The 21367-nt window shown below is 59.2% G+C and carries 25 protein-coding genes; 11 read left to right on the top strand and 14 right to left on the bottom strand.

Going from position 1 to position 21367, the window contains the following annotated elements; translation table 11 throughout:
• Positions 1–225 precede the first annotated feature (225 nt).
• From J3P91_RS00635 to J3P91_RS00615, 5 genes are all read left to right on the top strand, one after another.
• Complete coding sequence (locus J3P91_RS00635; protein ID WP_003187014.1) at positions 226–441, top strand: DUF1127 domain-containing protein; 216 nt, start codon at positions 226–228, stop codon at positions 439–441.
• A 337-nt stretch (positions 442–778) separates the two neighbouring features.
• A complete protein-coding gene (locus J3P91_RS00630; protein ID WP_434570534.1) occupies positions 779–1096 on the top strand; it encodes a DUF2388 domain-containing protein in 318 nt (105 codons plus the stop codon).
• A gap of 106 nt (positions 1097–1202) precedes the next feature.
• On the top strand, positions 1203–1511 hold the full coding sequence (locus J3P91_RS00625; protein WP_434602434.1) for a DUF2388 domain-containing protein: 309 nt from the start codon (positions 1203–1205) through the stop codon (positions 1509–1511).
• Positions 1512–1537: 26 nt separating this feature from the next.
• The gene (locus J3P91_RS00620; protein ID WP_003187020.1) at positions 1538–1858 is read left to right on the top strand and encodes a DUF2388 domain-containing protein; all 321 of its coding nucleotides are present in this window, start codon (positions 1538–1540) and stop codon (positions 1856–1858) included.
• A complete protein-coding gene (locus J3P91_RS00615) occupies positions 1855–3816 on the top strand; it encodes a DUF4105 domain-containing protein (protein WP_434602433.1) in 1962 nt (653 codons plus the stop codon). The genes J3P91_RS00620 and J3P91_RS00615 overlap by 4 nt, the downstream gene beginning before the upstream one ends.
• 74 nt (positions 3817–3890) lie before the next feature.
• Here J3P91_RS00615 and trpA read toward each other — a convergent pair whose 3' ends face one another.
• Positions 3891–4703: a tryptophan synthase subunit alpha gene (trpA, locus tag J3P91_RS00610; protein ID WP_434602432.1), complete on the bottom strand. Its 813-nt coding sequence runs from the start codon at positions 4701–4703 to the stop codon at positions 3891–3893.
• On the bottom strand, positions 4703–5935 hold the full coding sequence (gene trpB / locus J3P91_RS00605) for a tryptophan synthase subunit beta (protein ID WP_186633014.1): 1233 nt from the start codon (positions 5933–5935) through the stop codon (positions 4703–4705). The genes trpA and trpB overlap by 1 nt, the downstream gene beginning before the upstream one ends.
• 112 nt (positions 5936–6047) lie before the next feature.
• Here trpB and J3P91_RS00600 point away from each other — a divergent pair, with 112 nt between their 5' ends.
• Positions 6048–6965, top strand: coding sequence for a LysR family transcriptional regulator (locus tag J3P91_RS00600; protein ID WP_434602431.1), 918 nt, complete (start codon positions 6048–6050; stop codon positions 6963–6965).
• Here J3P91_RS00600 and J3P91_RS00595 read toward each other — a convergent pair.
• On the bottom strand, positions 6938–7264 hold the full coding sequence (locus tag J3P91_RS00595; RefSeq protein ID WP_186611411.1) for a DUF883 family protein: 327 nt from the start codon (positions 7262–7264) through the stop codon (positions 6938–6940). The two genes, J3P91_RS00600 and J3P91_RS00595, sit on opposite strands and share 28 nt — an antisense overlap.
• Before the next feature lie 157 nt (positions 7265–7421).
• Between J3P91_RS00595 and J3P91_RS00590 the strand changes: the two genes are divergently transcribed.
• Together J3P91_RS00590 and J3P91_RS00585 are read left to right on the top strand one after the other, a co-directional pair.
• Positions 7422–7637, top strand: coding sequence for a dodecin (locus tag J3P91_RS00590; protein WP_003177209.1), 216 nt, complete (start codon positions 7422–7424; stop codon positions 7635–7637).
• A gap of 114 nt (positions 7638–7751) precedes the next feature.
• Positions 7752–7976: a DUF1161 domain-containing protein gene (locus J3P91_RS00585; RefSeq protein WP_434602430.1), complete on the top strand. Its 225-nt coding sequence runs from the start codon at positions 7752–7754 to the stop codon at positions 7974–7976.
• A gap of 54 nt (positions 7977–8030) precedes the next feature.
• Here J3P91_RS00585 and J3P91_RS00580 read toward each other — a convergent pair whose 3' ends face one another.
• Positions 8031–9032: an LLM class flavin-dependent oxidoreductase gene (locus J3P91_RS00580; protein ID WP_434570546.1), complete on the bottom strand. Its 1002-nt coding sequence runs from the start codon at positions 9030–9032 to the stop codon at positions 8031–8033.
• Positions 9033–9267: 235 nt separating this feature from the next.
• Here J3P91_RS00580 and J3P91_RS00575 point away from each other — a divergent pair, with 235 nt between their 5' ends.
• Both J3P91_RS00575 and J3P91_RS00570 read left to right on the top strand, forming a co-directional pair.
• Complete coding sequence (locus tag J3P91_RS00575) at positions 9268–9699, top strand: OsmC family protein (RefSeq protein ID WP_434570548.1); 432 nt, start codon at positions 9268–9270, stop codon at positions 9697–9699.
• 139 nt (positions 9700–9838) lie between these two features.
• Positions 9839–10072, top strand: coding sequence for a DUF1161 domain-containing protein (locus tag J3P91_RS00570; RefSeq protein WP_434570550.1), 234 nt, complete (start codon positions 9839–9841; stop codon positions 10070–10072).
• A gap of 6 nt (positions 10073–10078) precedes the next feature.
• Here J3P91_RS00570 and J3P91_RS00565 read toward each other — a convergent pair whose 3' ends face one another.
• Positions 10079–10507: a hypothetical protein gene (locus J3P91_RS00565; RefSeq protein WP_434602429.1), complete on the bottom strand. Its 429-nt coding sequence runs from the start codon at positions 10505–10507 to the stop codon at positions 10079–10081.
• 39 nt (positions 10508–10546) lie between these two features.
• Positions 10547–10960, bottom strand: a complete 414-nt coding sequence (locus tag J3P91_RS00560) for a hypothetical protein (protein WP_434570554.1) — start codon at positions 10958–10960, stop codon at positions 10547–10549.
• Between the two features lie 58 nt (positions 10961–11018).
• Here J3P91_RS00560 and J3P91_RS00555 point away from each other — a divergent pair, with 58 nt between their 5' ends.
• A complete protein-coding gene (locus J3P91_RS00555; protein WP_434605245.1) occupies positions 11019–12161 on the top strand; it encodes an aminopeptidase in 1143 nt (380 codons plus the stop codon).
• Here the strand turns inward: J3P91_RS00555 and J3P91_RS00550 are convergent.
• The 8 genes from J3P91_RS00550 to J3P91_RS00515 are packed head-to-tail and all read right to left on the bottom strand — an operon-like array spanning position 12109 to position 21349.
• Positions 12109–13014, bottom strand: a complete 906-nt coding sequence (locus J3P91_RS00550) for a serine/threonine-protein kinase (protein WP_434605243.1) — start codon at positions 13012–13014, stop codon at positions 12109–12111. The two genes, J3P91_RS00555 and J3P91_RS00550, sit on opposite strands and share 53 nt — an antisense overlap.
• Before the next feature lie 50 nt (positions 13015–13064).
• Positions 13065–13793, bottom strand: a complete 729-nt coding sequence (locus J3P91_RS00545; RefSeq protein WP_434602428.1) for a PP2C family protein-serine/threonine phosphatase — start codon at positions 13791–13793, stop codon at positions 13065–13067.
• A complete protein-coding gene (tssM, locus tag J3P91_RS00540) occupies positions 13793–17281 on the bottom strand; it encodes a type VI secretion system membrane subunit TssM (RefSeq protein WP_434602427.1) in 3489 nt (1162 codons plus the stop codon). The genes J3P91_RS00545 and tssM overlap by 1 nt, the downstream gene beginning before the upstream one ends.
• Positions 17282–17295: 14 nt before the next feature.
• The gene (gene icmH / locus J3P91_RS00535) at positions 17296–18159 is read right to left on the bottom strand and encodes a type IVB secretion system protein IcmH/DotU (RefSeq protein ID WP_434602426.1); all 864 of its coding nucleotides are present in this window, start codon (positions 18157–18159) and stop codon (positions 17296–17298) included.
• Positions 18160–18164: 5 nt separating this feature from the next.
• On the bottom strand, positions 18165–19496 hold the full coding sequence (tssK, locus tag J3P91_RS00530) for a type VI secretion system baseplate subunit TssK (RefSeq protein ID WP_434602425.1): 1332 nt from the start codon (positions 19494–19496) through the stop codon (positions 18165–18167).
• Entirely contained in the window at positions 19483–19998 is a 516-nt protein-coding gene (gene tssJ, locus J3P91_RS00525) for a type VI secretion system lipoprotein TssJ (RefSeq protein WP_434602424.1), read from the bottom strand. Before tssJ ends, tssK begins: the two co-directional genes overlap by 14 nt.
• Positions 19999–20003: 5 nt before the next feature.
• Positions 20004–21191 (bottom strand): type VI secretion system-associated FHA domain protein TagH, encoded by a 1188-nt coding sequence (gene tagH / locus J3P91_RS00520; protein WP_434602423.1) that lies wholly within the window; start codon positions 21189–21191, stop codon positions 20004–20006.
• 17 nt (positions 21192–21208) lie between these two features.
• On the bottom strand, positions 21209–21349 hold the full coding sequence (locus tag J3P91_RS00515) for a type VI secretion protein (protein WP_434602422.1): 141 nt from the start codon (positions 21347–21349) through the stop codon (positions 21209–21211).
• Positions 21350–21367 lie beyond the last annotated feature (18 nt).

Here is a 21367-nt window from a genome sequence, read left to right as displayed (position 1 = left end):
TCCTACAGTCTTTTCTCACAAAACCACGGATGAGTAGCAAAAATGCACCATAGCAGTGCTGACAAGTACAGTTGCCTCGTTATCGACCAGTACACCACGATTTAACAGTTAACTGGTCTCGCACAATACAAATGAACTGTATCTACAGTCGCTGGCCAAACGAGCAGATCATGGGCACCAGTTAAACCACTACCTAATCCCGCCACAAGCGGAAGGATGTCAACCATGGAACGTACACTCAGTTCCGAGCTGTTTTTCGAAGACAAAGCTGAAAAAAACCAGGCTTCCCTGCCTCTTCGCGTTATCGCCAACCTGATGTTGTGGCAGCGCCGCATTGCCAGCCGCCATCAACTGGCTCGTCTGGATTCGCGCCTGCTGGCTGACGCCGGTATCAGCGAAGCCCAACGTTACGAAGAGCTGAGCAAGCCGTTCTGGCGCTAACTCAGCGTCGCTGGCCCTGACCCACCGGGTCCACCGCCAGCATCGAATTGAACAAACAAGACCCGTCGCGGGAAACCGCGACGGGTCTTGTCGTTTACGGGGCAGATTCCGGTAAATCCGCCAGACCATAACAGTTAGAGAATTATACATACTGTTAGGTACAGTTTATCTATAACGGAGCCGGTGCGAGTCGCATGCGGTATACCGGGGTAATTCCAGGCTGTCAGCCAACGCGTTCTGTCCTAATATCGATACGAACGTGGCGAAGCGAGTCGAGCCTGCGTCTCTTCTTCCAGCTACCTGCACCCGCATAACCTCAATTCCCAAGGAGTTCACCATGATCCGTCTTCGCCTGCTCAGCGCCGTTGCCCTGCTGGCCGTGTCCGCCTACTCCAACGCCAGCAGCTTCATCGTTACCACAGACTCCATTGTCGGCGCGCTCAAGGCCACGTCCGACGTCACCTCCGATGCAACCTCGTCACTGCGGGACAATAAGATCGTCCAGGCCGCCCGAGATGACGCCGCCAGCTTCGTGGCCAGCGAAGGCGCAATCCGTGGTGTGAAACTGGAAAGTGCGCTGAACCATATTCGCCAGCAGGCCCCCCAGATCGACGCCACCGACGCGCAACTGGCCCAGGCCATTCTGGTGATCTGAGGCAACATGAAACATCGGGCGCGCAATGGTGTTCCGATGTTTCAGCACTGGCTCTGGCCCGCAGGTTTGCGCTAGCCTTCCGGCTCGCCATCAACCGTCGAGTACCATGCGTTTTTATCCAAATCCATTTATCGCGTCTTGCCTAGTGGCTTTTTGCTGGTCTGTTCCGGCCCACGCCTTCGATGTGACCACCCAGCAAGTGGTGGTTAGCGGCTACGCCACATCCTTGGTGACCTCTGCGCCCTTCGACAATAAACTTATCGTCGCCGCCCGCGATGACGCTGCGGTATTCGTTGCCAGCGACGGACAGCTGAGAGGTGCACGGTTGGAATCGGCCCTGGACTACATGCGCCGAACCCAGGCAAAACTTCACGCCAGCGACCTTGAACTGGCACAGGCAATTCTCGTCCAATAATTATCTTCATTTTCCGGAGTCGTTCCATGCGTAGCCCGCTGATTGCTGCCGCCCTAGGCCTGCTGGTGTTGGCCGATGTAGCCCAGGCACATACCCTGGTAGCCACCAGTAATATCATCGTTCGCGCTTCCCAGCGCACGATCGATTTCACTTCCGACACCACCACATCCATCCGTGATTCTAAGATCGTTCGCGAAGCCCACGACGACGCGGCCAGCTTCGTCGCCAGCAATGGCGAAATTCGTGGCGCTCATCTCGAGGCCGCCTTCGATACCTTGCGTACACGCGTGCCGGAAGCGCGCGACGCCAGTGACCAGGTTCTCGCCGAAGCCATCCTCGCATTGTGAGGCGGCTCGCCGCCTGGCTGACGGCCGGGGTCGTGCTGCTCATCGGCAGCACCGCCCAGGCCGGCCTGCAGCTACACCTAAATGCCGGCGGCTTGACGCCGGCACAGCAGCAGGCCAGCCAGGCACTGCTTGATGAAGCCATGCAGGCGTTGCCGCCACGCTTCATCGAGCGACTGGACCGCCGCATCGATGTTGGCTGGACCGACCAAATGCCCGCCAACGCCTACGGCCAGGCCTCGCTGGTGTCACAGCTGGACCTGAACCGAAACCTGCTCGGTAGCCTCACTGACGGCAGCGCCGCCACACAGAAGACCCGACGCCCCCACGGCACGGTACGGCGGGAAATGCTCGCCACGGTCCTGCACGAACTGACCCACATTTATGACCGCTCGCGTCTATGGCCGGATGCCGAGCGTGCGCTGATCCAGCGTTGCACTCGACGCAACAGCAGCGCCGGGTTGATTGGCTTGCCTGATGAGTGCCGAGGCCAGAACGATCGCCGCTTTACACTGAGCGACGATCCTCGCTTGCTCGACCTGGCGGGCTGGCCGCAATACGTCGGCCGTCGCGGTGAACGGGAGCAGCACAATCGTCAAGTCGTCCGCAGCCCGGACCTTTACGAGACTAGCAGCCCCAAGGAGTTCGTCGCGGTCAACATGGAGTACTTTCTCCTGGACTCCAGCTATGCCTGCCGACGTCCCGCGCTGTATCGCTATTATCAGGAACACTTTGGTTGGGCCCCCGCCGCCAAGGACACCTGCGCAAAATCGTTCGCCTTCCTCAATGCTGGCAACGACTTCGCCAAGACGCCACTGGGCCAGGTCGATCCGGAACGGGTCTATGCCATTGACTACCTGTTGGCCGAAGCGAACCAGAACTGGGTCAGCCGCTGGGGCCACAGCATGCTCCGGCTGGTGATTTGCGCACCGGACCGGCCGCGTGGCCCGGACTGCCGCCTTGACCTGGACCAACACCTGGTGCTGTCGTATCGCGCTTTTGTGGGCGACGTGCAGTTGTCGAGTTGGGACGGACTGGTGGGCAAATACCCGTCGCGCCTGTTCGTGCTACCGCTCGCCCAAGTGATCGATGAATACACCAAGACCGAATTGCGCAGCCTGGCGTCTGTACCGCTGAACCTGTCGCGCACTGAGATAGAGGAAACGGTCGAACACGCCGCCGAAATGCACTGGAGCTACGACGGCAGTTATTACTTCCTGTCCAATAACTGCGCCGTGGAAAGCTTGAAGCTACTGCGCAGCGGCAGCAACAACGAACAGCTCAAGGGCCTGGACAGCATCATGCCCAACGGCCTGCTGGAAGTGCTCAAGGGCCGGGGCCTGGCGGATACCAGCGTGCTGGATGATCCCAAGGAAGCCTTGCGCCTGGGCTACCGCTTCGACTCATTCCGTGATCGGTACCAGGCGATGTTCGATGTGCTGAAGAAACATCTGCCTATCAAGCAACAAACGGTGGAGGACTGGCTGGCCCTGGATGCCGCCGGACGCCGCGTCTGGTTCGAACAGGCCGACCTGCGCACCAGCGCAGCATTGTTGCTGCTGGAACAGGCCAGCTATCGTCGACAATTGTTGTTGGCGCAGGATGAAGTCAAACAACGCTACCTCGGAGCCCGTGAACTGCAGAACGGCGGCATGGAACGGGCTAACGCGACGTTGCAACAGATTCTAGCCAACAGCGGCTTCCTGAGCCGTCCGGCTGAACTGCTAGGCACCGGCGGCTACGGGTTACCGCAACCCAGCGAGTGGCAGCGCCTGGAATCCGAAAGCAGCTTGCGTCAGAAACAGCTGCAAACACTGACAGGTGATCTGGACAAGGAAGTCCGGGCGTTGCTGGAACCGAGCCGCGCCGCTGAAATTGCTGCAAGCGAGGCCAATGTGAAAGCGATCGGCGAGCATTTGCGCAAGCTGCACAAGGCCGGAGGCGGGTTGGAGTTACCCTGACGAAACACTCCTGAAGCAGTAACGAAAAGGGGTTCAGAACCCAGTTCTGAACCCCTTTTTGATGCTGATCCAAATCAGTCGACACGCGCTTTGCGCACGCCATCAGCCAAGGCAGCACATAGGCTCAACACCCCATCAATCGCTTGCTCCGGCGTATCGGCGCTGGCGATATGGTCGATCAGCGCCGAACCAACCACCACCCCATCAGCCAGTCGTGCGATGGCCGCCGCCTGCTCCGGCGTGCGGATGCCGAAACCGATGCTGATCGGCAAATCGGTATGGCGACGCAGGCGTGCGACGGCCTCTTCGACATGCTCCAGCGTCGCAGCACCGGCACCGGTTACGCCCGCCACCGACACGTAGTACACAAAACCCGAACTGCCGTTGAGCACCGTCGGCAAGCGCACGTCATCGGTGGTCGGCGTGGTCAGGCGGATGAAGTCCAGGCCAGCCGCCTGGGCCGGTTCGCACAGTTCACTGTTGTGCTCGGGCGGCATGTCCACAACGATCAGGCCGTCGACTCCGGAGTCCAGCGCCTCGCCAATGAAGCGCTGCACGCCATAACGATGGATCGGGTTGTAATAACCCATCAGCACCAACGGCGTATCAGTATTGTCCTTGCGGAACTCACGAACCATCTGCAGGGTTTTCGCCAGGTTTTGCTGGGCGCCCAAGGCCCGGATGTTAGCCAACTGGATCGCCGGGCCGTCGGCCATCGGATCGGTGAATGGCATGCCCAACTCGATCACGTCGGCGCCAGCGGCAGGAAGTCCCTTGAGAATCGCCAGCGAGGTGTCGTAGTCCGGGTCGCCGCCGGTGACAAACGTCACCAGGGCAGCGCGGTTCTGTTCCTTGAGTTGGGCAAAACGGGTTTGCAGGCGGCTCATCAGTGTTTCTCCTGCTGGGATTGTTCCATATGGTGCATCACGGTCTGCATATCTTTATCGCCACGACCGGACAGGTTGACCACCATCAGGTGATCCTTTGGCAAGTTCGGCGCGCGCTTGAACACTTCAGCCAGGGCATGGGCGCTTTCCAGCGCAGGAATAATCCCTTCCAGGCGGCAGCATTTGTGGAAAGCTTCCAGGGCTTCGGCGTCCGTGACCGAGGTGTATTGGACGCGACCAATGTCGTGCAACCATGCGTGTTCCGGGCCGATACCGGGATAGTCGAGACCTGCGGAAATCGAATGCGCGTCGATGATCTGCCCGTCGTCATCCTGCAACAGGAAGGTACGGTTGCCGTGTAGCACGCCCGGCACGCCGCCGTTCAGGCTCGCCGCATGCTTACCGGTCTCGATGCCGTAGCCGGCAGCTTCGACACCAATGATCTCGACACTCTTGTCATCCAGGAACGGATGGAACAGGCCCATGGCATTGGAGCCGCCGCCGATACACGCCACCAAACTGTCCGGCAAGCGGCCTTCCTGGGCTTGCAGTTGATCGCGGGTCTCCTTGCCGATCACGGCCTGGAAGTCGCGGACCATTGCCGGGTACGGATGCGGACCTGCCACAGTGCCGATCAAATAGAACGTGCTGTCGACGTTGGTCACCCAGTCGCGCAGTGCCTCGTTCATCGCATCCTTCAGGGTGCCAGTACCGGCGACCACTGGGATGACTTCGGCACCGAGCAGCTTCATGCGGAACACGTTGGCCTGCTGGCGCTCGATATCAGTGGTGCCCATGTAGATAACGCAGTCCAGGCCGAAACGCGCCGCGACGGTGGCAGTGGCCACGCCGTGCATGCCCGCGCCGGTCTCGGCAATGATGCGTTTCTTGCCCATGCGCCGCGCCAGCAGGATCTGGCCGATGCAGTTGTTGATCTTGTGCGCGCCGGTGTGGTTCAGCTCTTCACGCTTGAGATAGATTTTCGCGCCGCCGCAATACTCGGTCAGGCGTTCGGCGAAATACAGCGGGCTCGGACGACCGACGTAGTCGCGCTGGAAGTAGGCCAATTCCTCGATGAACGCAGGATCTTCCTTCGCCACTTCGTATTCACGGGCCAGATCAAGAATCAGCGGCATCAAGGTTTCGGCCACATAGCGGCCACCGAAGGCGCCGAACATACCGTTCGCATCAGGGCCGCTACTGAGGTTGAAAGGGGTCGTAGACTGGGTCATCGGGCGCTCCAGGCGAATGCGTAGAAAGACAATGAGGCTCACTCTACCCCTGACATCTCGCCCTGAAAACCGATAAGATCGCCGCAACCTGTCAGGAAAACTCACAGATACCATGAGCCACGACCTCCCGCCGCTAAACGCCTTGCGTGCCTTCGAGGCCACCGCCCGCCTGAACAGCGTAAGCCAGGCGGCGGAACAGCTGCACGTCACCCACGGCGCCGTCAGCCGGCAACTGAAAGTGCTCGAAGAGCACTTGGGTGTCAGCCTGTTCATCAAGGATGGTCGTGGCCTGAAACTCACAGATGCAGGTTTGCGTCTGCGTGACGTCAGTGCCGACGCATTCGAACGCCTGCGCACGGTTTGCGCGGAGCTGACGCAAAGCACTGCGGACGCGCCGTTCGTGCTGGGCTGCTCGGGCAGCCTGCTGGCGCGCTGGTTCATACCCCGCCTGGGCAGGCTCAACGCTGATCTTCCCGACTTGCGCCTGCACCTGTCCGCCGGCGAAGGCGACCTGGACCCGAGGCGACCTGGACTGGACGCCCTGCTGGTATTCGCCGAACCGCCCTGGCCAGCCGACATGCAAGTGTATGAACTGGCCAGCGAGCGAATCGGCCCGGTCATCAGCCCTCGTTACGCCGGATTCATTCACTTGCAAGATGCGCCGGCCAGCGCGCTGCTGGGCGAACCTCTGTTGCACACCACTTCGCGTCCCCAGGCCTGGCCGACCTGGGCACGGCAAAATGCCCTTGAACCCCAGGCGTTGAAGTTCGGGCAAGGTTTTGAGCATTTGTACTATTTGCTGGAGGCTGCCGTAGCCGGGCTCGGCGTGGCAATTGCCCCCGAACCGCTGGTCGTCGAAGACCTGCGTGCCGGTCGCCTGGCCGCGCCGTGGGGTTTCAGCGAAACCTCGGCGCGGTTGGCGTTATGGCTGCCCAAGCGCGCCGCCGATGGGCGCGCCCGGCAATTGGCGCAATGGCTCAGGCAAGAGCTGAACCCATCGATTCAGTCGCCGCGTTTGCACAGCAAGTAAGCGGCCAACAAACCCAGCGCCCCGACCGCGACACCGGCGGTGGTCCAAGGGTGTTCTTGAGCGTAGTCGCGCGTGGCGATCCCGGTTTCGCGGGTTTTAACCTTGACCTCTTCATAGGCATCGCTCAGCAGATGCCGAGAATGTTTCAGTGCGCTTTCGGCATTTGCCTTCAACGACTTGAGGGTCTTACGCGACTCGTCCGAGGCGTCGTCCTTCAGGCTTTCCAACGACTTGAGCAGACTCTCGATCTCCGCTTCCATGCTTTGCAACGAGGCTTTGCGTAACGAAGTGCTGGCCATAGTGGCTCTCTCCTGCAGTGGTTGAGTAGCGTGTGAGAGTTGGGACTCCGACCGTTTGGGAAAGTGCAGTAAATCTGAACTTTCACAGCGTAAACGGCGACACAAGTAAGGCGAAAAATCGCTGCTAGGCTGTAAAAAACAACCAAAGGAGAACGTCATGAGTGATCATCACACGTACAAAAAAGTCGAGCTGGTCGGCTCGTCTCCCACCAGCATTGAAGACGCCATCAACAATGCCTTGGCCGAGGCCAGCAAAAGCCTTAAGCATCTGGAGTGGTTTGAAGTCACGGAAACCCGCGGCCACATCGAAAACGGCCGGGCCGCGCATTTTCAGGTGACCATCAAGGTCGGATTCCGGATCGCCAATAGCTGAGCTGATTTGAACTTGCACGCTGGCGGAGTGCCATAGGGAATGGCCATGCGCTATGGTTGGCGCATCAGGCCTTTCTAATACCCCCCTATTTGATCCGACCAAGGAGTGCGAGCGATGAAAAAGTTGATGGTGGCCCTGGGTTTGCTGAGCCTTGCGGGTAGCGCGTTTGCGGCCGGCAAGCCCTGCGAAGAGCTGAAAAGCGAAATCGCAGCGAAGCTTGATGCCAAAGGTGTATCGGGTTATTCGCTGGAAGTTGTCGATAAAGGCGCAGCGGCTGACGCAAAAGTCGTCGGCACCTGCGAAGGCGGTTCAAAGGAAATCGTCTACAAACGCGGCTGATTGCGCGTTCAAATCAAAGCCGACGCGGTGCGTCGGCTTTTTTGTGGCTGTGATTCAGCCTTTCATGACTTGCGCCAGCAGCTCATAGGAGTGCAACCGGTCGGTGTGCTCGTACAGATCACTGGTAAAAATCAGCTCGTCGGCCTGGGTTTGCTCGATCAGCACCTCCAGCCTGGCGCGGATTTTCTGCGGCCCGCCGATCATCGCCAAGCCAAGGAAGTCACCGACCGCTTCTTTCTCATGGGGCAGCCACAGGCCATTCATGGTTTCCACTGGCGGGCGCTGTACCAGACTCTGGCCGCGCATCAACGCGAGGATGCGCTGGTATACCGAAGTTGCCAAGTAATCGGCCTGCTCATCGGTATCCGCCGCCACCAGCGGTACGCCGAGCATGACGTAAGGTTTGTCCAGCACCGCAGACGGTTTGAAATGATTGCGATAGACGCGAATCGCTTCATGCATGAAACGCGGTGCGAAATGCGAGGCGAAGGCGTAGGGCAACCCGCGCTCTCCGGCCAGTTGCGCACTGAACAGGCTCGAACCCAGCAGCCACACCGGCACGTTGGTCCCCGTGCCTGGCATGGCAATGATGCGCTGGTCCGGGGTTCGCGGGCCGAGGTAGCGCATCAGTTCAGCCACATCGTCAGGGAAATCATCAGCACTGCCGGAGCGTTCCCGGCGCAGCGCCCGGGCGGTCATCTGGTCGGAGCCGGGTGCGCGGCCCAGCCCGAGATCGATTCGGCCCGGAAACAGGCTCTCCAACGTGCCGAACTGCTCGGCAATGACCAGAGGCGCATGATTCGGCAGCATCACCCCGCCGGAGCCGACACGAATGGTCGATGTGCCTCCCGCCAGATAGCCCAGCAACACCGCCGTCGCGGAGCTGGCGATGCCATCCATATTGTGGTGCTCAGCCACCCAGAAGCGGGTATAGCCGTATTTTTCCACGTGTTGCGCCAGGTCCAGGGAGTTGCGCAAGGACTGGGCGGCGTTGCCATCGGCACGAACGGGAACAAGGTCGAGGGTTGAAAATTTGACTTCGGACAGCTGTTTCATGGGCCGGCATCTCCAACGGCGTACCAGCTTTCCTGTGGGCGAAAGCCTGCCGTTTCTGTAGGTGTGTCCTATGAATGTGGGCATATACCCGAGATTCAATAGTAGCGGAGAAATTTCCTACTAAATTAGTCGACTAATCCGCCAGGGTGAACTTTATCAGCCGGTCTATCCTCACAATCCTGGCACTGAAAATAACCGGGCGCGAACCCTCGCGCCGGATCATGAGGAGGCACACATGGCTATCGTCAAGAAAGCATCGGCTCACTGGGAAGGTGACCTGAAGACCGGAATCGGCTCCATCTCCACGGAAACCGGCGTGTTGCGCGAAGCGCCCTATGGTTTCAAGGCACGTTTTGAAGGCGGCAAAGGTACCAACCCCGAAGAATTGATCGGCGCCGCCCATGCGGGCTGTTTTTCCATGGCGTTTTCGATGATCCTCGGCGATGCCGGGCTCAAGGCCGACAGCATCGACACCAACGCCGAAGTGACGCTGGACCAGGTTGATGGCGGCTTTGCGATTACCGCGGTCAAACTGATCCTCAAGGCCAAGATTCCCGGCGCCACCCAAGCGCAATTCGAGGAATTGAGCAACAAAGCCAAGGAGGGTTGCCCGGTTTCCAAGGTGCTCAACGCCAAGATCACCCTGGAGGCCTCGCTGGTAAATTGATGAACTGAAAAGATCGCCGCCTCTCCACAGGCTGCGGTCTTTTTGATGGGCGACCTATTTGCCCGAAGGCAATTGTGATCGAATGCAGGTCTGCAGTTTCAGCGCACAGGCAGTGCGCGCTGTATTGAGGGATTCCAGCATGAAACGATTCGCCCTGGCAGTCATCGGTTGCGCATTGGCCACATCGGCCCTCGCGGCACCCAAGCCCTGTGAAGAACTCAAGAGCGAGATCGAAGCCAAGATCCAGGCGCAAGGGGTGGTCTCCTACACGCTTGAAATCGTCACCAATGAAGAAGCCCATGACCAGAACATGGTGGTGGGCTCCTGCGAGAACGGCACCAAAAAAATCATCTACCAGAAGAACGACCGCTAGGCAGCGCTACATCAGGCAATTGACCTGCCGATCCTCGGCGACGATTTCACGCTTGGCGTTATAGAGCCGGGCGCTTGGGGAGTAAGCCAGGTTGCGAGCCTCCAGGCGATAACGCTGGCCGGCCTCGAAATGGTCGTAGCGTACGATGAGGTAGCACAGCCGTTCTTTCGGCTCGCTCATCATGCCCAGCCCACCGCCAGCGCCGAACACCTCGAAGTCAAAGCGCACCTTCAATTCATGGCTACCCGGCGAGACCTGGAAAAATCGCCCGTCCCGCAGTCGCCGGCCGTCCAGGCTTTCAGCCATCAGCAACTTGCCGCCCGGCATTGGCGTGGCGAAATCGACCCAGGCCATGTTCGGGTCCAATTCCGGCAATGGGCTCGTTGCACATCCGCTCAACGTGGCGAGAGCCAACAACAGCGTGGGTAGGCGCATGATCGGTTTCCTCAAGTCAGGCACCGAGCATAGCGCCGATCAGCTTTGCTGGCAGCCCGCCGGCGTGCCTTGGCCCACCACCTTTCGTTGCTCGTCATAAAGCTTGGCCCACGGACGGAAGCCGATACTGCCGGCCTGCAGCTGGTAGCGCCGGCCCGCATTGAAATCCTTGAATTTCACGTTCAACCGGCAATCACGCCACAACGGTTCGGCATCCGGGCCGATGTTGCCCGGTTCCACGGCAAATTGATAACGCACAGTCAGCTCATGGCTGCCGGGCTGCACTTCGAAATAACGACGGTCGATGGAGGCTTTGTCATCGACTTCCAGCGCTTGCAAAGCCGTGTCCCGATGGTTTCCCAGGTCGACCCACGCTTGAGAGGGATCGGGATCAGGCAAACCGGCACAGCCGGTCAGCAGCAACAGGCCACTTGTCAGCATCAACACGCGCATAGCGAAGCTCCGGGCAGGCGAGATAGTCTTGAGGCAGACTTCCCAGGGTGATTCCAAATTGATCAGGCAGCGTTCACGCCATCGGTTACTCGACCGTGTTTTCAGGATTTTGTTTCCGGCCCTCGTGCTTTTGTTACTCAACGGTTGTTCCAGCCTCGGCTACTACAGCCAGCTCGGCAATGGGCAGATACGACTGCTGCAAGCTCGAGAGCCGATCGACCGGGTCATCGCCGACCCCGCCCGTGATCCAAAATTGCGCGCGCATCTGGCCCAGGCGCGCGAAGCCCGGACGTTCGCCAGCGCCCACCTGCACCTGCCCGACAACCAAAGCTATCGCCTGTACGCGGACATTGGCCGTCCCTTCGTCGTCTGGAATGTCTTCGCCACCGCGGAATTTTCCCTGGCCCCGCAAACCCACTGCTTCCCCATTGCCGGTTGTGTGGCGTATCGCGGCTACTACAGCCAGAGTGCCGCCCGAGGCGAGGCTGCAATGCAGCGCTTGCGCGGCATGGATGTCTCGATTGGTGGCGTAGAGGCTTATTCGACACTGGGCTGGTTCAATGACCCGATCCTCAGTTCGATGCTGCACTGGGGCGACGAGCGCTTGGCGACGCTGATTTTTCATGAACTGGCGCACCAGCGGTTCTACGTAAAGGACGACACCGAATTCAATGAGTCCTTTGCAACATTCGTCGAGCAGGAAGGCACCCGCCAATGGCGCGCCCAACGCGGACTGGCACCGGACCATGGCAACCTGGTGCGCCAGCGCGAGCAATTCATCCGACTGATCCTGGATACCCGCCAGCGGCTCGAATCCCTTTACGCCCTCCCCCTGCCGGCCGAGCAGATGCGCCAGCGCAAGGCCGCGGAATTCGAACGCCTGCGTGCCGACTACGAGCACATGCGCGACACCCAATGGGCTGGCGACAAGCGCTACGACGCCTGGGTCTACGCACCACTGAACAACGCCCGGTTGCTGCCCTTCGGCCTGTATGACCAGTGGGTGCCGGCGTTCGCGGCGTTGTTCAGGCGTGAGGGCGAAGATTGGGTCAGGTTTTATGTCGCCGTGGAGAAGCTTGGTCGGTTGGCGGTGGATGAGCGAAAGGCAGCGATGAAAGAATTGGCAGCATCGCCAACGGCGAGCCTTCTCACCACCAGAACGAGCCACCTGCCATCAGCGCCCGCAACTGCGTCACACTGATACTGCGTCGCTCAGGATCAAGGGCCAGCGCCGTGCGCAATGCTGTCCAGTAACGCCTGGGCAAGTTGCGCGGAGCCTTGAGCTCACGCTCCAGCCCGGTATCGCGAGCTTGGGTTGAAGGCAGACGCCGATATGGGTGTCTGCCGCTCGCCAGTTCGTACAGCACGCAAGCCAGGCTATAGAGATCGGTGCATGCAGACAGGGGGCCTCCCTCCAGCAATTCTGGGGCGGCGTAGGCCGGCGTCCAGGCGTCGAGACGTTGGCGGTTCAGCGAAGGCAAGCCTTTCAAGGGACCCTCCTCAGTCAGGCCCAGGCCGAAGTCAAACAAACGCACACCCTCTGCACTCAGCATGACATTGCTCGGTTTGATGTCGCCATGCACTACGCCTCGGCCATGGGTATGTGCGATGGCGTCAAGCAGTGGAATTGCGATCGGTTTCAACTCGGGCCAGGGCAAACCGAGGGGGGATTCGCAGAGTAACTTGTCCAGGGTCAAGCCGCGCATCAGCTCCATTGTGATGAAAACCCGTCGCTGGGCAGCGTCGACTTCAAACGTGTATGGGCGCAGCACATTCGGATGGCTCAAGCGCCGGCTCAGGGCAAACTCGCTATAAAGCAGCGCACCCGCGTCCGGGGCATCACCGAGTTCCTCGCTGAGCATTTTTACCGCAACGTAAGGATCCGGATCGCCGTACTGTTCATGGAGGAGGTCGCGGGCCCGATAGACCACCCCCATGCCACCGGCACCAAGCAATCGTTCGAGACAATAGCGACCGGAAAGTATCTTAGGCATTTCGCCAATGCAACGCTGACTCGATGGCAAAGCAGACGACACACCGAAGGCGGAACAGATGAGACTATCCTCTTCGCCGTCTGGGGCAACTGAAGTTGTGGCGGGACCGGTCACTTACGTATCACCACCGCCGTCAGGTTGTCCCTCGCCCGACCGCTCAAAACCCCTGCGAAAAGATGTTCCAATGCTCTGCTCGGGGAAGCCAGACTCATCGCATCACCGAGCGCTTTTCCACCAAGGTCCTGATACAAACCGTCGCTGCACAACAAAAACGTATCACCGTAATGAACGTCCAACTCCAGGATCTCCAACGTCAGTTCGTGCGAGGCGCCTACTGCGCGGGTCAGTGCCTTCGCCGCGGGGTGAGCATCTGCCTCCTCTATACTGGCCTGACGCTCGTCGATCAGTTGCTGGCGCAGCGAATGATCCTTGGACAATTGATACAGCTGCCGATCACGCCATAGGTAGCAGCGGCTGTCGCCAGCCCAGATACAAGCGGCACGTTTGCCCTCCAGTAACAGCACCACGACGGTGCTTCCCATGATGCCGAGCGGATTTTCAGCAGTAACTGTCAATTCCTGACTCAGTCTTCGATTGGTCCAGCGCAGGCACTGGCGCACCGCTCTCGAACGCTCATCGATATCTCGGTGAATGGGCAGCTCCGCGAGGTTGGCAACTACCAGTTGGCTGGCCATATCGCCGCCCGAATGGCCGCCCATTCCGTCGGCAACGGCCCATATTCCCTGCTCCGGACATTCCAGGTAGGCATCCTCGTTACGCGAGCGAACCTTGCCGGGATCGGTACGCGCAGCGCTGCGCCACCTGCCGGAGTGAAGCATCAGAGCTGTACCGGCATCCGGAAGGTACGCAAGGTGCTCATGTCGAAAGGGTTCGGCGTGCGCTGGCTCATCAATAGATAGTTGGCCCGCAGGCCACCGAGATCAGCCTTGAGCACACGCACATCGCGACCGACCAGGTATTCCATCTGCATCAAGTCGAATAAACGAAACAGCGACCAGGGCCCGGTGCTCTTCTCGATGCCGACCCCCTGCCCGCCGACAATCCTGTCCAGTACCAAGGCCGCTCGACCGTCCTGCGCCTCGATTGGCCAGGTGAAAGCGACAGGTTGTATCGGCCCATGCCGGTACTCCAGCGTTTGGTCGCCCAGGCGTAATTCGGATCGGCTGACCGCCGGGTCGAGCGTGTAGGGTTCGAGCTTGAATTGGACTTTTGGCTCGACAGGATCTTCCGCAAAGAAGCTCTGGCGAATGGTATGTGTCGTTGCCATTTGCTCCAGATAGGCCCTGGACATGGGCAGGCTCTGGCCATCGACACTGCGCAGACGGTAGTGCCCCGAATGACCACTGACGAACGGCCGCATGTAACGCTCGAAGAACCGATCGACAATGCCCTGGTCCTTGAAAAACTCCCGGAAGTCATTGATCGCGACATCGCTGGCGCTGTGGGCATTGAACGGATACCGCTTGTTGATTGCCTTTGCGTAGAACGTGTAGAGCTCGCTCTGGTAGCGCTGGTTCAGGTATCGATATGAATCATCGAGCACCAGGCGCCAGCTATCCTCTGCAAGCCCGTTGAGCCATCCACTGAGCGGGCGCGGCAAGCGTGCCGACGCGCTACGCAAATTGCTCAGCGCATCTTGCTGAACACCCATGCGATGTCTCGCCAATTCGAAGGCGGCCTGCTCCGGTGCACTCGCGCGGGTCAGGGTGGCCAACTGCGAGTCGACGTCATCAAGAGCGCGCAACGCCAGGATCAGGTCGCCTGTAGGGCCACCTTCAGCGTCCAGCAGACGGTGCAATGGCTCAAAACGCCGTTGTAAGGATTTCTGCCCGACTTCCGGCAGCCTCGCTGCCACGGTGCTGGCCGCTTTGCCAGCGAGGGCGACCGTATGCAAAACGGTACTGCTGCTGTTCCCGGTCGTTTGCGTCGCTTCATCCATACGTTCGGCAATGCCTTGGATGCGCGTGTGCTCACGCACCTGCACCAGCAATTGCACCAGAGGCGAATACGCCGACGTCAGCTCTGCCAATTGCCCGGCGGCTTCACTGGTGCTATCAGCCCTTCGCAAGCCGACCCGCCCGATCGCCTCGCTCCAGCGTTCGGCATAGTCACGAAAGTACAATTGCTCCAGTTCGCTCATGAGACGACGCATGTCCATGCCGCTGGGATTCGCACCTTCGCCCAGCACCCAATTGTCCTGCAGCAGTCCGGTAATCAGCGTCGTGCCTTGGACTGAGAAGTACTGCTCATAACCTTGACGGGTATAGAAGCCCGGAATGATCTGGTCAGTGCCGACCAGCAACGCACCCTGCGGGCCCAGATGTTGGCTGAGACTGTATGGCGGCAGCGGGTTGGCCTGCTCGCGAAGCATTCGGTAAACGACGTCCGCCAGGGACTCACCGCGCAGGATTTTCCGAGCCTGGGCCACCAATGACTCGTCCACCTCATAGGCGAGAGGCAGGTCCAATAGACGCTCGAAGTGAGTGTTCAAGCCGTTCTGGATCGCTGGATTGCCGGGATAACGCAGCGACCAATCGCGGGCAAGCCGATCCTTGAGCCATGCCGCGTCGCGTCGCTCGGGCCTGGCCAGCATCAAATACGCGCGAAGACTGTTGAGCAAACGCTCACGGTCACCCAGATTGCCCTGAATATGCTCCTCAAGCATTTTCGCGACCCGAGGCAGGAGTTGCGATTGCAATTCGCGGTCATAGGCGCCAACCACCACGGGGCTGGTTGCATCCCCCTGATATAAACGAATGCGTTCATGCAGTGGCACCGCTTTTTCCGGAGCAAAGACCTGAGTGGCCTCAAAGCGGACATCAAGCGAATCGAGCAGCGCAATCGAGTCGTCGCTGGCCATCGGCGCCAACCGCAGTTGTTCCCAACGTTGGCCCAACATCCACAAATGTTCCAGACGTTCGTGGTTGGCGGAAAAACCCTGTGCCCACAGCAGCCCGAACAATCCAACGGGCGCCAGCGCTGCGAAATAAACCATACGCTGGTTCCAACGGATACGCCTATGTTCGCTCCGCCCGAGGCGAGCCAGATCGGCTTCGGGAAAAATGACCCGCGTCAGCAAATGGTGGATAAATCGGCAGTTGATACCTTCGCGAAGGGACCGCGAAAGCTTACGGCGAGTGCCAGGGCTCGCATCGCCGGGGCTGGCAGCCGCAGTGCCAGGCCGCGAGGTGCAGGTCAAGTAAAAGCCCCGAATTGGGGACGCCTTGCCATTGGAGACTTGCTCGAGCAGTAGATAGAGATATGCGCCCATCTGCGCCAGTTGCTGGGGGAAATCCAGGATAAGACCACGACGTCCGGCATCTCGCTCCTGATGCAGACGCGTGAGCAACTGACTGTTGAGCCTGTGCAGTAGCGACTCGAATTCGGTTCGCGACACGGTCACATCGTTACCGTGCGGGCCCCGACCAAAACTGGCGCCCAGTACCTGGTCGCTCTCCTCCCGGGTCATCGAGTCGAAGAATTCGTTAAAGCCAGGCACGCAGTCCGCCTTGCTCAGCACGAGGTAGACCGGCACGTCGGCGCGCAGTTGGCGCCGGATATCCTGCAGACGGGCCCGGATATGACTGGCAAGCCGGGCAACCTCTTCCTCGCCTCCCAGCAGCACCTCGACAGGCACCGTCAACAGCACGCCATTTAATGGACAATGACGGCGACGCTTGCGCAGCCATTCGAGCAACCCGTTCCAGGCATCAGCATCGACATCTGAATCCGCCTGGGTCAGGTAGCGTCCCGGCGTATCGACCAGCACAGCCTGTTGGGCAAAATACCAATCGCAATGTTGTGTACCGCAAGCGTCTTCCGAGGGATTACGCTCAAACCTGTCGAACGCAAATTCGAGACCCGAACAGGCCAGCAGGCTGGTCTTTCCGCTGGCAGCAGGGCCCATCACCAAATACCAGGGTAAATCATCACGCCAGTACTTGCCGTGGCCGGAATACAGGCTTGAGGTCTTTAACGTTTCCAAAGCCTTCTTGAAGCGCGAGCGCAGCTCGCGGCGCTGATCGTCTATCCTGGTCCGATTGAAAGTACGTGGCGAATTGGCTTCGGCTTTCTTCTCGCTTTCCGAGACGCGCTCAGAGTAGAAAACCATGCCCAGTCCCCATGCAAGAAACATCGCGCTGATCGTCAGCAGACGTGCCGTCGGGCTCGCCCAGAACTTGTAATCGGCAACAGCCAGCAACGGTCCGACAAACCACACCAGCAATCCGATAAAAAGCACCCAGGACAGCGTCCAGACCCAAGTCCGACGCAACCAGGCGCCCATTTTCCTGAAAAGCGATTTCATGATACGTCCCTGTTCTACGGCAGCGGCTGAGCGATAACCGGCTCTGGCAATTGATAGGGTTGCAATGCGCTTTGGCGTTGCTCCTGCAGGACCCAGGCGAAGCCCGAATACATCGCTCCCAGACTGACCAGGGCGAAGACCATCACCATCCAGGCGGGGACAATGCGCATCGGGGCGCGGCGAGGAGCAACAAAACCGTTCCCAACATGGGGAAACTGCCGAGGGGGGTCGCCGCGAACGTGCCGGATCGACCGGTAGAGAGCATCGCGCACGCCTTCGAGCTCAAATCCGCCACGGGCATGCATTCCATATTTGCCTTCAAAGCCCAGGGACAGGCACAGGTATGAGAGCTCAAGCATATGCAAATGCTTGACGGGGTCTTTCGATAAGCGATCAAGCAACTGGAAAACTTTTTCGCCGCCGAAAGTCTCGTTGTGAAAACTGCTCAGCAGGCTGATTTGTGACCAGTTGCTTGCCTGCCCTCCAGGCGCAGCCACCACCGCCTCATCGAGCACCGTGCATAACACATACCGGGCGGCGATCAGCTGGCTTTCCACCACGTTCAACCTCAATGCATGGGCTTCGAAGTCTTTCAAGTCGAGGGCCAGCTCCTGTTTGAGCATGTTCAGATCTCCGCGATCGCGGCCCTGCCTGAGCAGCACCACCCGGGATAACAGCCCGGACGCTGCCGTCACCAACGGATTGAGGCTGGCAACGAACATTTGCGAATGCGGTTGACGAGCGGCATAGATCATCCGCTCGTGCAGATGTTCTACACGCGGCGGCGTCACGGCATCGGTCAAAGGACCCGAGGCCGGACGCTTTCCCTCAGCATCGAGCAGAACGGTTGTTTCGTCCTGAGGACTTTCCATATCCATTTCGGTCAGTTCCTGATCGCCCAAAAATTCAGTTCAAGCTCGGAAAACTCTCCAGAGACATGGAAGGCAAAGCCAGCTGAGTGCTTCACTTGAGCTAAATCTTCAGCACTGGGTTCGAGGATGAAATAGGCTTTGTTGGCATGGAACGCAATCTGCCGCGGCACCACGGGTAGCGGCCTGATCCTGATGCCCGGCAGATGCAGATTGACCAACTGGCGAATCTGCTCGACCGAACCGATCTTCAGATGCGACGGCAAGCGACGACGCAGCTCTTCACCGTCACAGTCGGCGCTCGCGGCCAATACGAATGAAGCCGAGTCCAACAGCGAAAGATCGTTCACTTGAGAAACAAGGATGCCGTACTGGCGAGCCTGCAATTGCAGTTCGATGGCGTGCTGCTCAAGTACCATCGACAGTACCTGGCGAATTGACTGCATCAGGCTTCGGAAGCACTCGCCCTGGTTGCTGTGCTGATACCGATTGTCGAGGGGCGGTCGCTTGCTGTCAGTGGAAAATGTCGCCAACTCTCCCAGCAGGGCCAACAGCATCCGGTATAGCGTTTCGGGTTGAGCCAGCTCCAGTTCCAGTTGATGCCGCAGCAACAACTCGGTGCGGTTGATCAATTGCAACATCATGAAATCGCCGACTTGTGCCCCACCCGACTTTCCGTAGGAACGAATTCGCTCGGCGAGGCTTTCGCCCCGGTGGCCCAGCATGCCAATCACTTCCTTGAGACACGACAACAGGTAAGCGGAGGACTTGACCTGGATAAACGTAGGCACGAAATCCGAATCGAGCGTGATCGCACCGTCGGGCGTGGTATCAAGCACTTCACAGAGTTTCAGTTTCACAAAAACCTGATCACCCTGCTGCTCACCCAGCAGAAGACGAAAATCCAGGCGGCCACAGCTGATCTGGCTGCTGGAGGAATCCGCAGCGTTTGAATCAGACACTTGTGCGTCATAGGTGATGTAGCGCGCCAGCACGTCCGACTGCTCTGGACGACGAGACTCGATGTGATTGCCCGTTACTAGTGGCAGCGCGAGGTAGATCGGCGTATTGCAGATATTGGACGGGACTTCCAGGACAAGCGGTTCAGCGCTGCCGTCCAACTCGAACAAGCTACCGTCCGGCAGGACACCGGAGGCTCTGTTGACGACCAGTCGTCCCATGTTGAGGAACTGCGCATCGATTTCCAGCGCCAGGAAGCCCCAGGTGTAGCCGCTCAATAGCCGCGTGCGGACCTTCAACTGGTGATCGAAATAGCGGTCGTTGTGCTGCAGATGTTGCGGCCGCAGCAGCATGCCTTCCTGCCAGATGACTTTATCGTGATTCATCGATCACCCACCCTGCCGGCTTTCCAAGACGAGTGGCGATCCCATCCTGATCAAGCGTCAGGCTCGCTTCAGTCACTCGCCCCGCAATGATCGGCAGCGTGTAGCGCCACTTTGCTTGCGGCAGATCACGGTATGCCGCGAGTATCCCGACATAACGACCGCCCCCTGCAATGTCGAGCCGGAGCCTGACGGTTTCGCCGGGACGCAACTCCAGCTCTTCGCTGGCGATCAGGTCAGGTGAAAGAGTTTCCCTGGCACGCTCGTAGAGGGTGAAGAAGTCCGCGTTCTCAAAAGCCACTGGATGCTTGAGCTCAAGCAAGCGCACCACCACGGGAGATGGCCGTCCGTTGAGATCCGGGTTGAGCTGATTGCCGGCGATCAGGGTGAGGTTGAGCTTGGTCATCGTCGAAAACGGTGACAGCGAGGCGCAGCCGGTCATGAGCGTCGAGGTTACGAACGCCAACATCAAAGGCTTGAATAAAGGCACGGTGCTGCGAGACATGTACGTCATCCATGAGAGTCGTTTTGCAGGGTGGAGATCAGGCGAACCTGCTCCTCATAAGCCTTGGCGAAATCCCGGGCCAGCAGTCGCTCGGTCCAGTCGTCGTCCAGGCAAAGCGCCTGGTGATAACGACCATATGCTCGCCAGTAGCGACCTGGTGTGCTGATCAGCAGTCGTTGCTCTCGTTCCAGTCGAAGGATCAATTGCCGAGGTGAAAAATGCTCCAGCGTTGCGCGCAAGGTGGCGCGACTGGCGGCGAGCAACGCCACTTGATGAGCCTGAAGATCGCTGAATGCGCTAGCGATGGCATCGGTCGCCGACAACATCCCTGGCGATCTCGGTTGCAACAACATCTGCAGGGCGTCATCGGCGTACTTCAATGGATTTTTCTGGTCGCGTTGAATCTGCGTCGGCGCCAGGCGCAATTCGCTTTTCAGCTCCCTACGGGTTCGCACGCTCTGTTGCAGCCCTCGAATGCTTTGCTGGAACAACCGAGCAACATCAATCGCCAGGGCCTCCCGGCCTTCGTTGTCCAAATTGTCGAGTTCCATGTCCAGCGCAACGCCGAAGCGTCTCCAGAAATCCTGGCTTACCAGCGCAGCCGGTTCTGGCGACAGGTGTAGCTCGGGTTCGCGCGATGCTTCGACCAGTTCAGGAAGCAGAAGGCTCTCCGTATCCACACGCCCATGGTCCGGGCAACAGGACCCGAACGTGGCCGCCGCACCGGGGTTGATCAGCTCATCAATCCCACAATACGCCCGTTCCTGTTGATCCAGGGTTTTCAGCGGATCAAGATTAAATAGCGCGTCCTCCGGTATGAAGCCATCGACCGGTACTGAACGGCAGCGGTCTGCAACGCGGCTCGCCGCCCCCTCTACCAGCCGCGCCTGGACAGTGCAGTCGCCCATCACATACACATCCCCATCCTCGATGTGCACTGGCTGCCCCTTGGGTAATCGCATGCCGCTTTTACGATGGGATATGCCGTTGCCGCTGGTATCGGTCAGAAAAAACCTGCCCTCCTCGAAACTCACTCGTGCGTGACGCTTGGACAGGAGGCGCTCGCAGTCCGGAATGATCCAGTCGCAATCATCCCCCCGCCCAATCACACCGCCGGCCGGCCCGAAAATCTTCCGGCAGAGTTCCGGGGTGATGAACTGCCTGGCAGTGAGCATTTCTAAAACGAGTTCCATCGACAACGCTCCTTGGTTCACTGGCCACGACTGACCGCTTGCGGATCACCTAATGGGCGATAATCTTTATCGTCGAATTTATAATTGCCACTGCAGGCGCCAAGGCCGAACAACACGATGAAAACAAACAGAACGGTCTGACAGGCACGAACAGGCATCCAGAGCCTCCGGAGACT

This window comes from Pseudomonas sp. Z4-7, assembly GCF_051131965.1.
Classification (GTDB): domain Bacteria; phylum Pseudomonadota; class Gammaproteobacteria; order Pseudomonadales; family Pseudomonadaceae; genus Aquipseudomonas.
The sequence above is the reverse complement of the archived record's forward strand: the minus strand, read 5'-3'. Positions and strand labels throughout refer to the sequence as shown.

Bases quoted from the DNA above. Each gene is read 5' to 3' on its own strand.
- J3P91_RS00635 (WP_003187014.1), top strand. From the start codon at position 226: ATGGAACGTACACTCAGTTCCGAGCTGTTTTTCGAAGACAAAGCTGAA.
- J3P91_RS00630 (WP_434570534.1), top strand. From the start codon at position 779: ATGATCCGTCTTCGCCTGCTCAGCGCCGTTGCCCTGCTGGCCGTGTCC.
- J3P91_RS00625 (WP_434602434.1), top strand. From the start codon at position 1,203: ATGCGTTTTTATCCAAATCCATTTATCGCGTCTTGCCTAGTGGCTTTT.
- J3P91_RS00620 (WP_003187020.1), top strand. From the start codon at position 1,538: ATGCGTAGCCCGCTGATTGCTGCCGCCCTAGGCCTGCTGGTGTTGGCC.
- trpA (WP_434602432.1), bottom strand. From the start codon at position 4,703: ATGAGCCGCCTGCAAACCCGTTTTGCCCAACTCAAGGAACAGAACCGC.
- trpB (WP_186633014.1), bottom strand. From the start codon at position 5,935: ATGACCCAGTCTACGACCCCTTTCAACCTCAGTAGCGGCCCTGATGCG.
- J3P91_RS00600 (WP_434602431.1), top strand. From the start codon at position 6,048: ATGAGCCACGACCTCCCGCCGCTAAACGCCTTGCGTGCCTTCGAGGCC.
- J3P91_RS00595 (WP_186611411.1), bottom strand. From the start codon at position 7,264: ATGGCCAGCACTTCGTTACGCAAAGCCTCGTTGCAAAGCATGGAAGCG.
- J3P91_RS00590 (WP_003177209.1), top strand. From the start codon at position 7,422: ATGAGTGATCATCACACGTACAAAAAAGTCGAGCTGGTCGGCTCGTCT.
- J3P91_RS00585 (WP_434602430.1), top strand. From the start codon at position 7,752: ATGAAAAAGTTGATGGTGGCCCTGGGTTTGCTGAGCCTTGCGGGTAGC.
- J3P91_RS00580 (WP_434570546.1), bottom strand. From the start codon at position 9,032: ATGAAACAGCTGTCCGAAGTCAAATTTTCAACCCTCGACCTTGTTCCC.
- J3P91_RS00575 (WP_434570548.1), top strand. From the start codon at position 9,268: ATGGCTATCGTCAAGAAAGCATCGGCTCACTGGGAAGGTGACCTGAAG.
- J3P91_RS00570 (WP_434570550.1), top strand. From the start codon at position 9,839: ATGAAACGATTCGCCCTGGCAGTCATCGGTTGCGCATTGGCCACATCG.
- J3P91_RS00565 (WP_434602429.1), bottom strand. From the start codon at position 10,507: ATGCGCCTACCCACGCTGTTGTTGGCTCTCGCCACGTTGAGCGGATGT.
- J3P91_RS00560 (WP_434570554.1), bottom strand. From the start codon at position 10,960: ATGCGCGTGTTGATGCTGACAAGTGGCCTGTTGCTGCTGACCGGCTGT.
- J3P91_RS00545 (WP_434602428.1), bottom strand. From the start codon at position 13,793: ATGCTTCACTCCGGCAGGTGGCGCAGCGCTGCGCGTACCGATCCCGGC.
- tssM (WP_434602427.1), bottom strand. From the start codon at position 17,281: ATGAAATCGCTTTTCAGGAAAATGGGCGCCTGGTTGCGTCGGACTTGG.
- icmH (WP_434602426.1), bottom strand. From the start codon at position 18,159: ATGGATATGGAAAGTCCTCAGGACGAAACAACCGTTCTGCTCGATGCT.
- tssK (WP_434602425.1), bottom strand. From the start codon at position 19,496: ATGAATCACGATAAAGTCATCTGGCAGGAAGGCATGCTGCTGCGGCCG.
- tssJ (WP_434602424.1), bottom strand. From the start codon at position 19,998: ATGTCTCGCAGCACCGTGCCTTTATTCAAGCCTTTGATGTTGGCGTTC.
- tagH (WP_434602423.1), bottom strand. From the start codon at position 21,191: ATGGAACTCGTTTTAGAAATGCTCACTGCCAGGCAGTTCATCACCCCG.
- J3P91_RS00515 (WP_434602422.1), bottom strand. From the start codon at position 21,349: ATGCCTGTTCGTGCCTGTCAGACCGTTCTGTTTGTTTTCATCGTGTTG.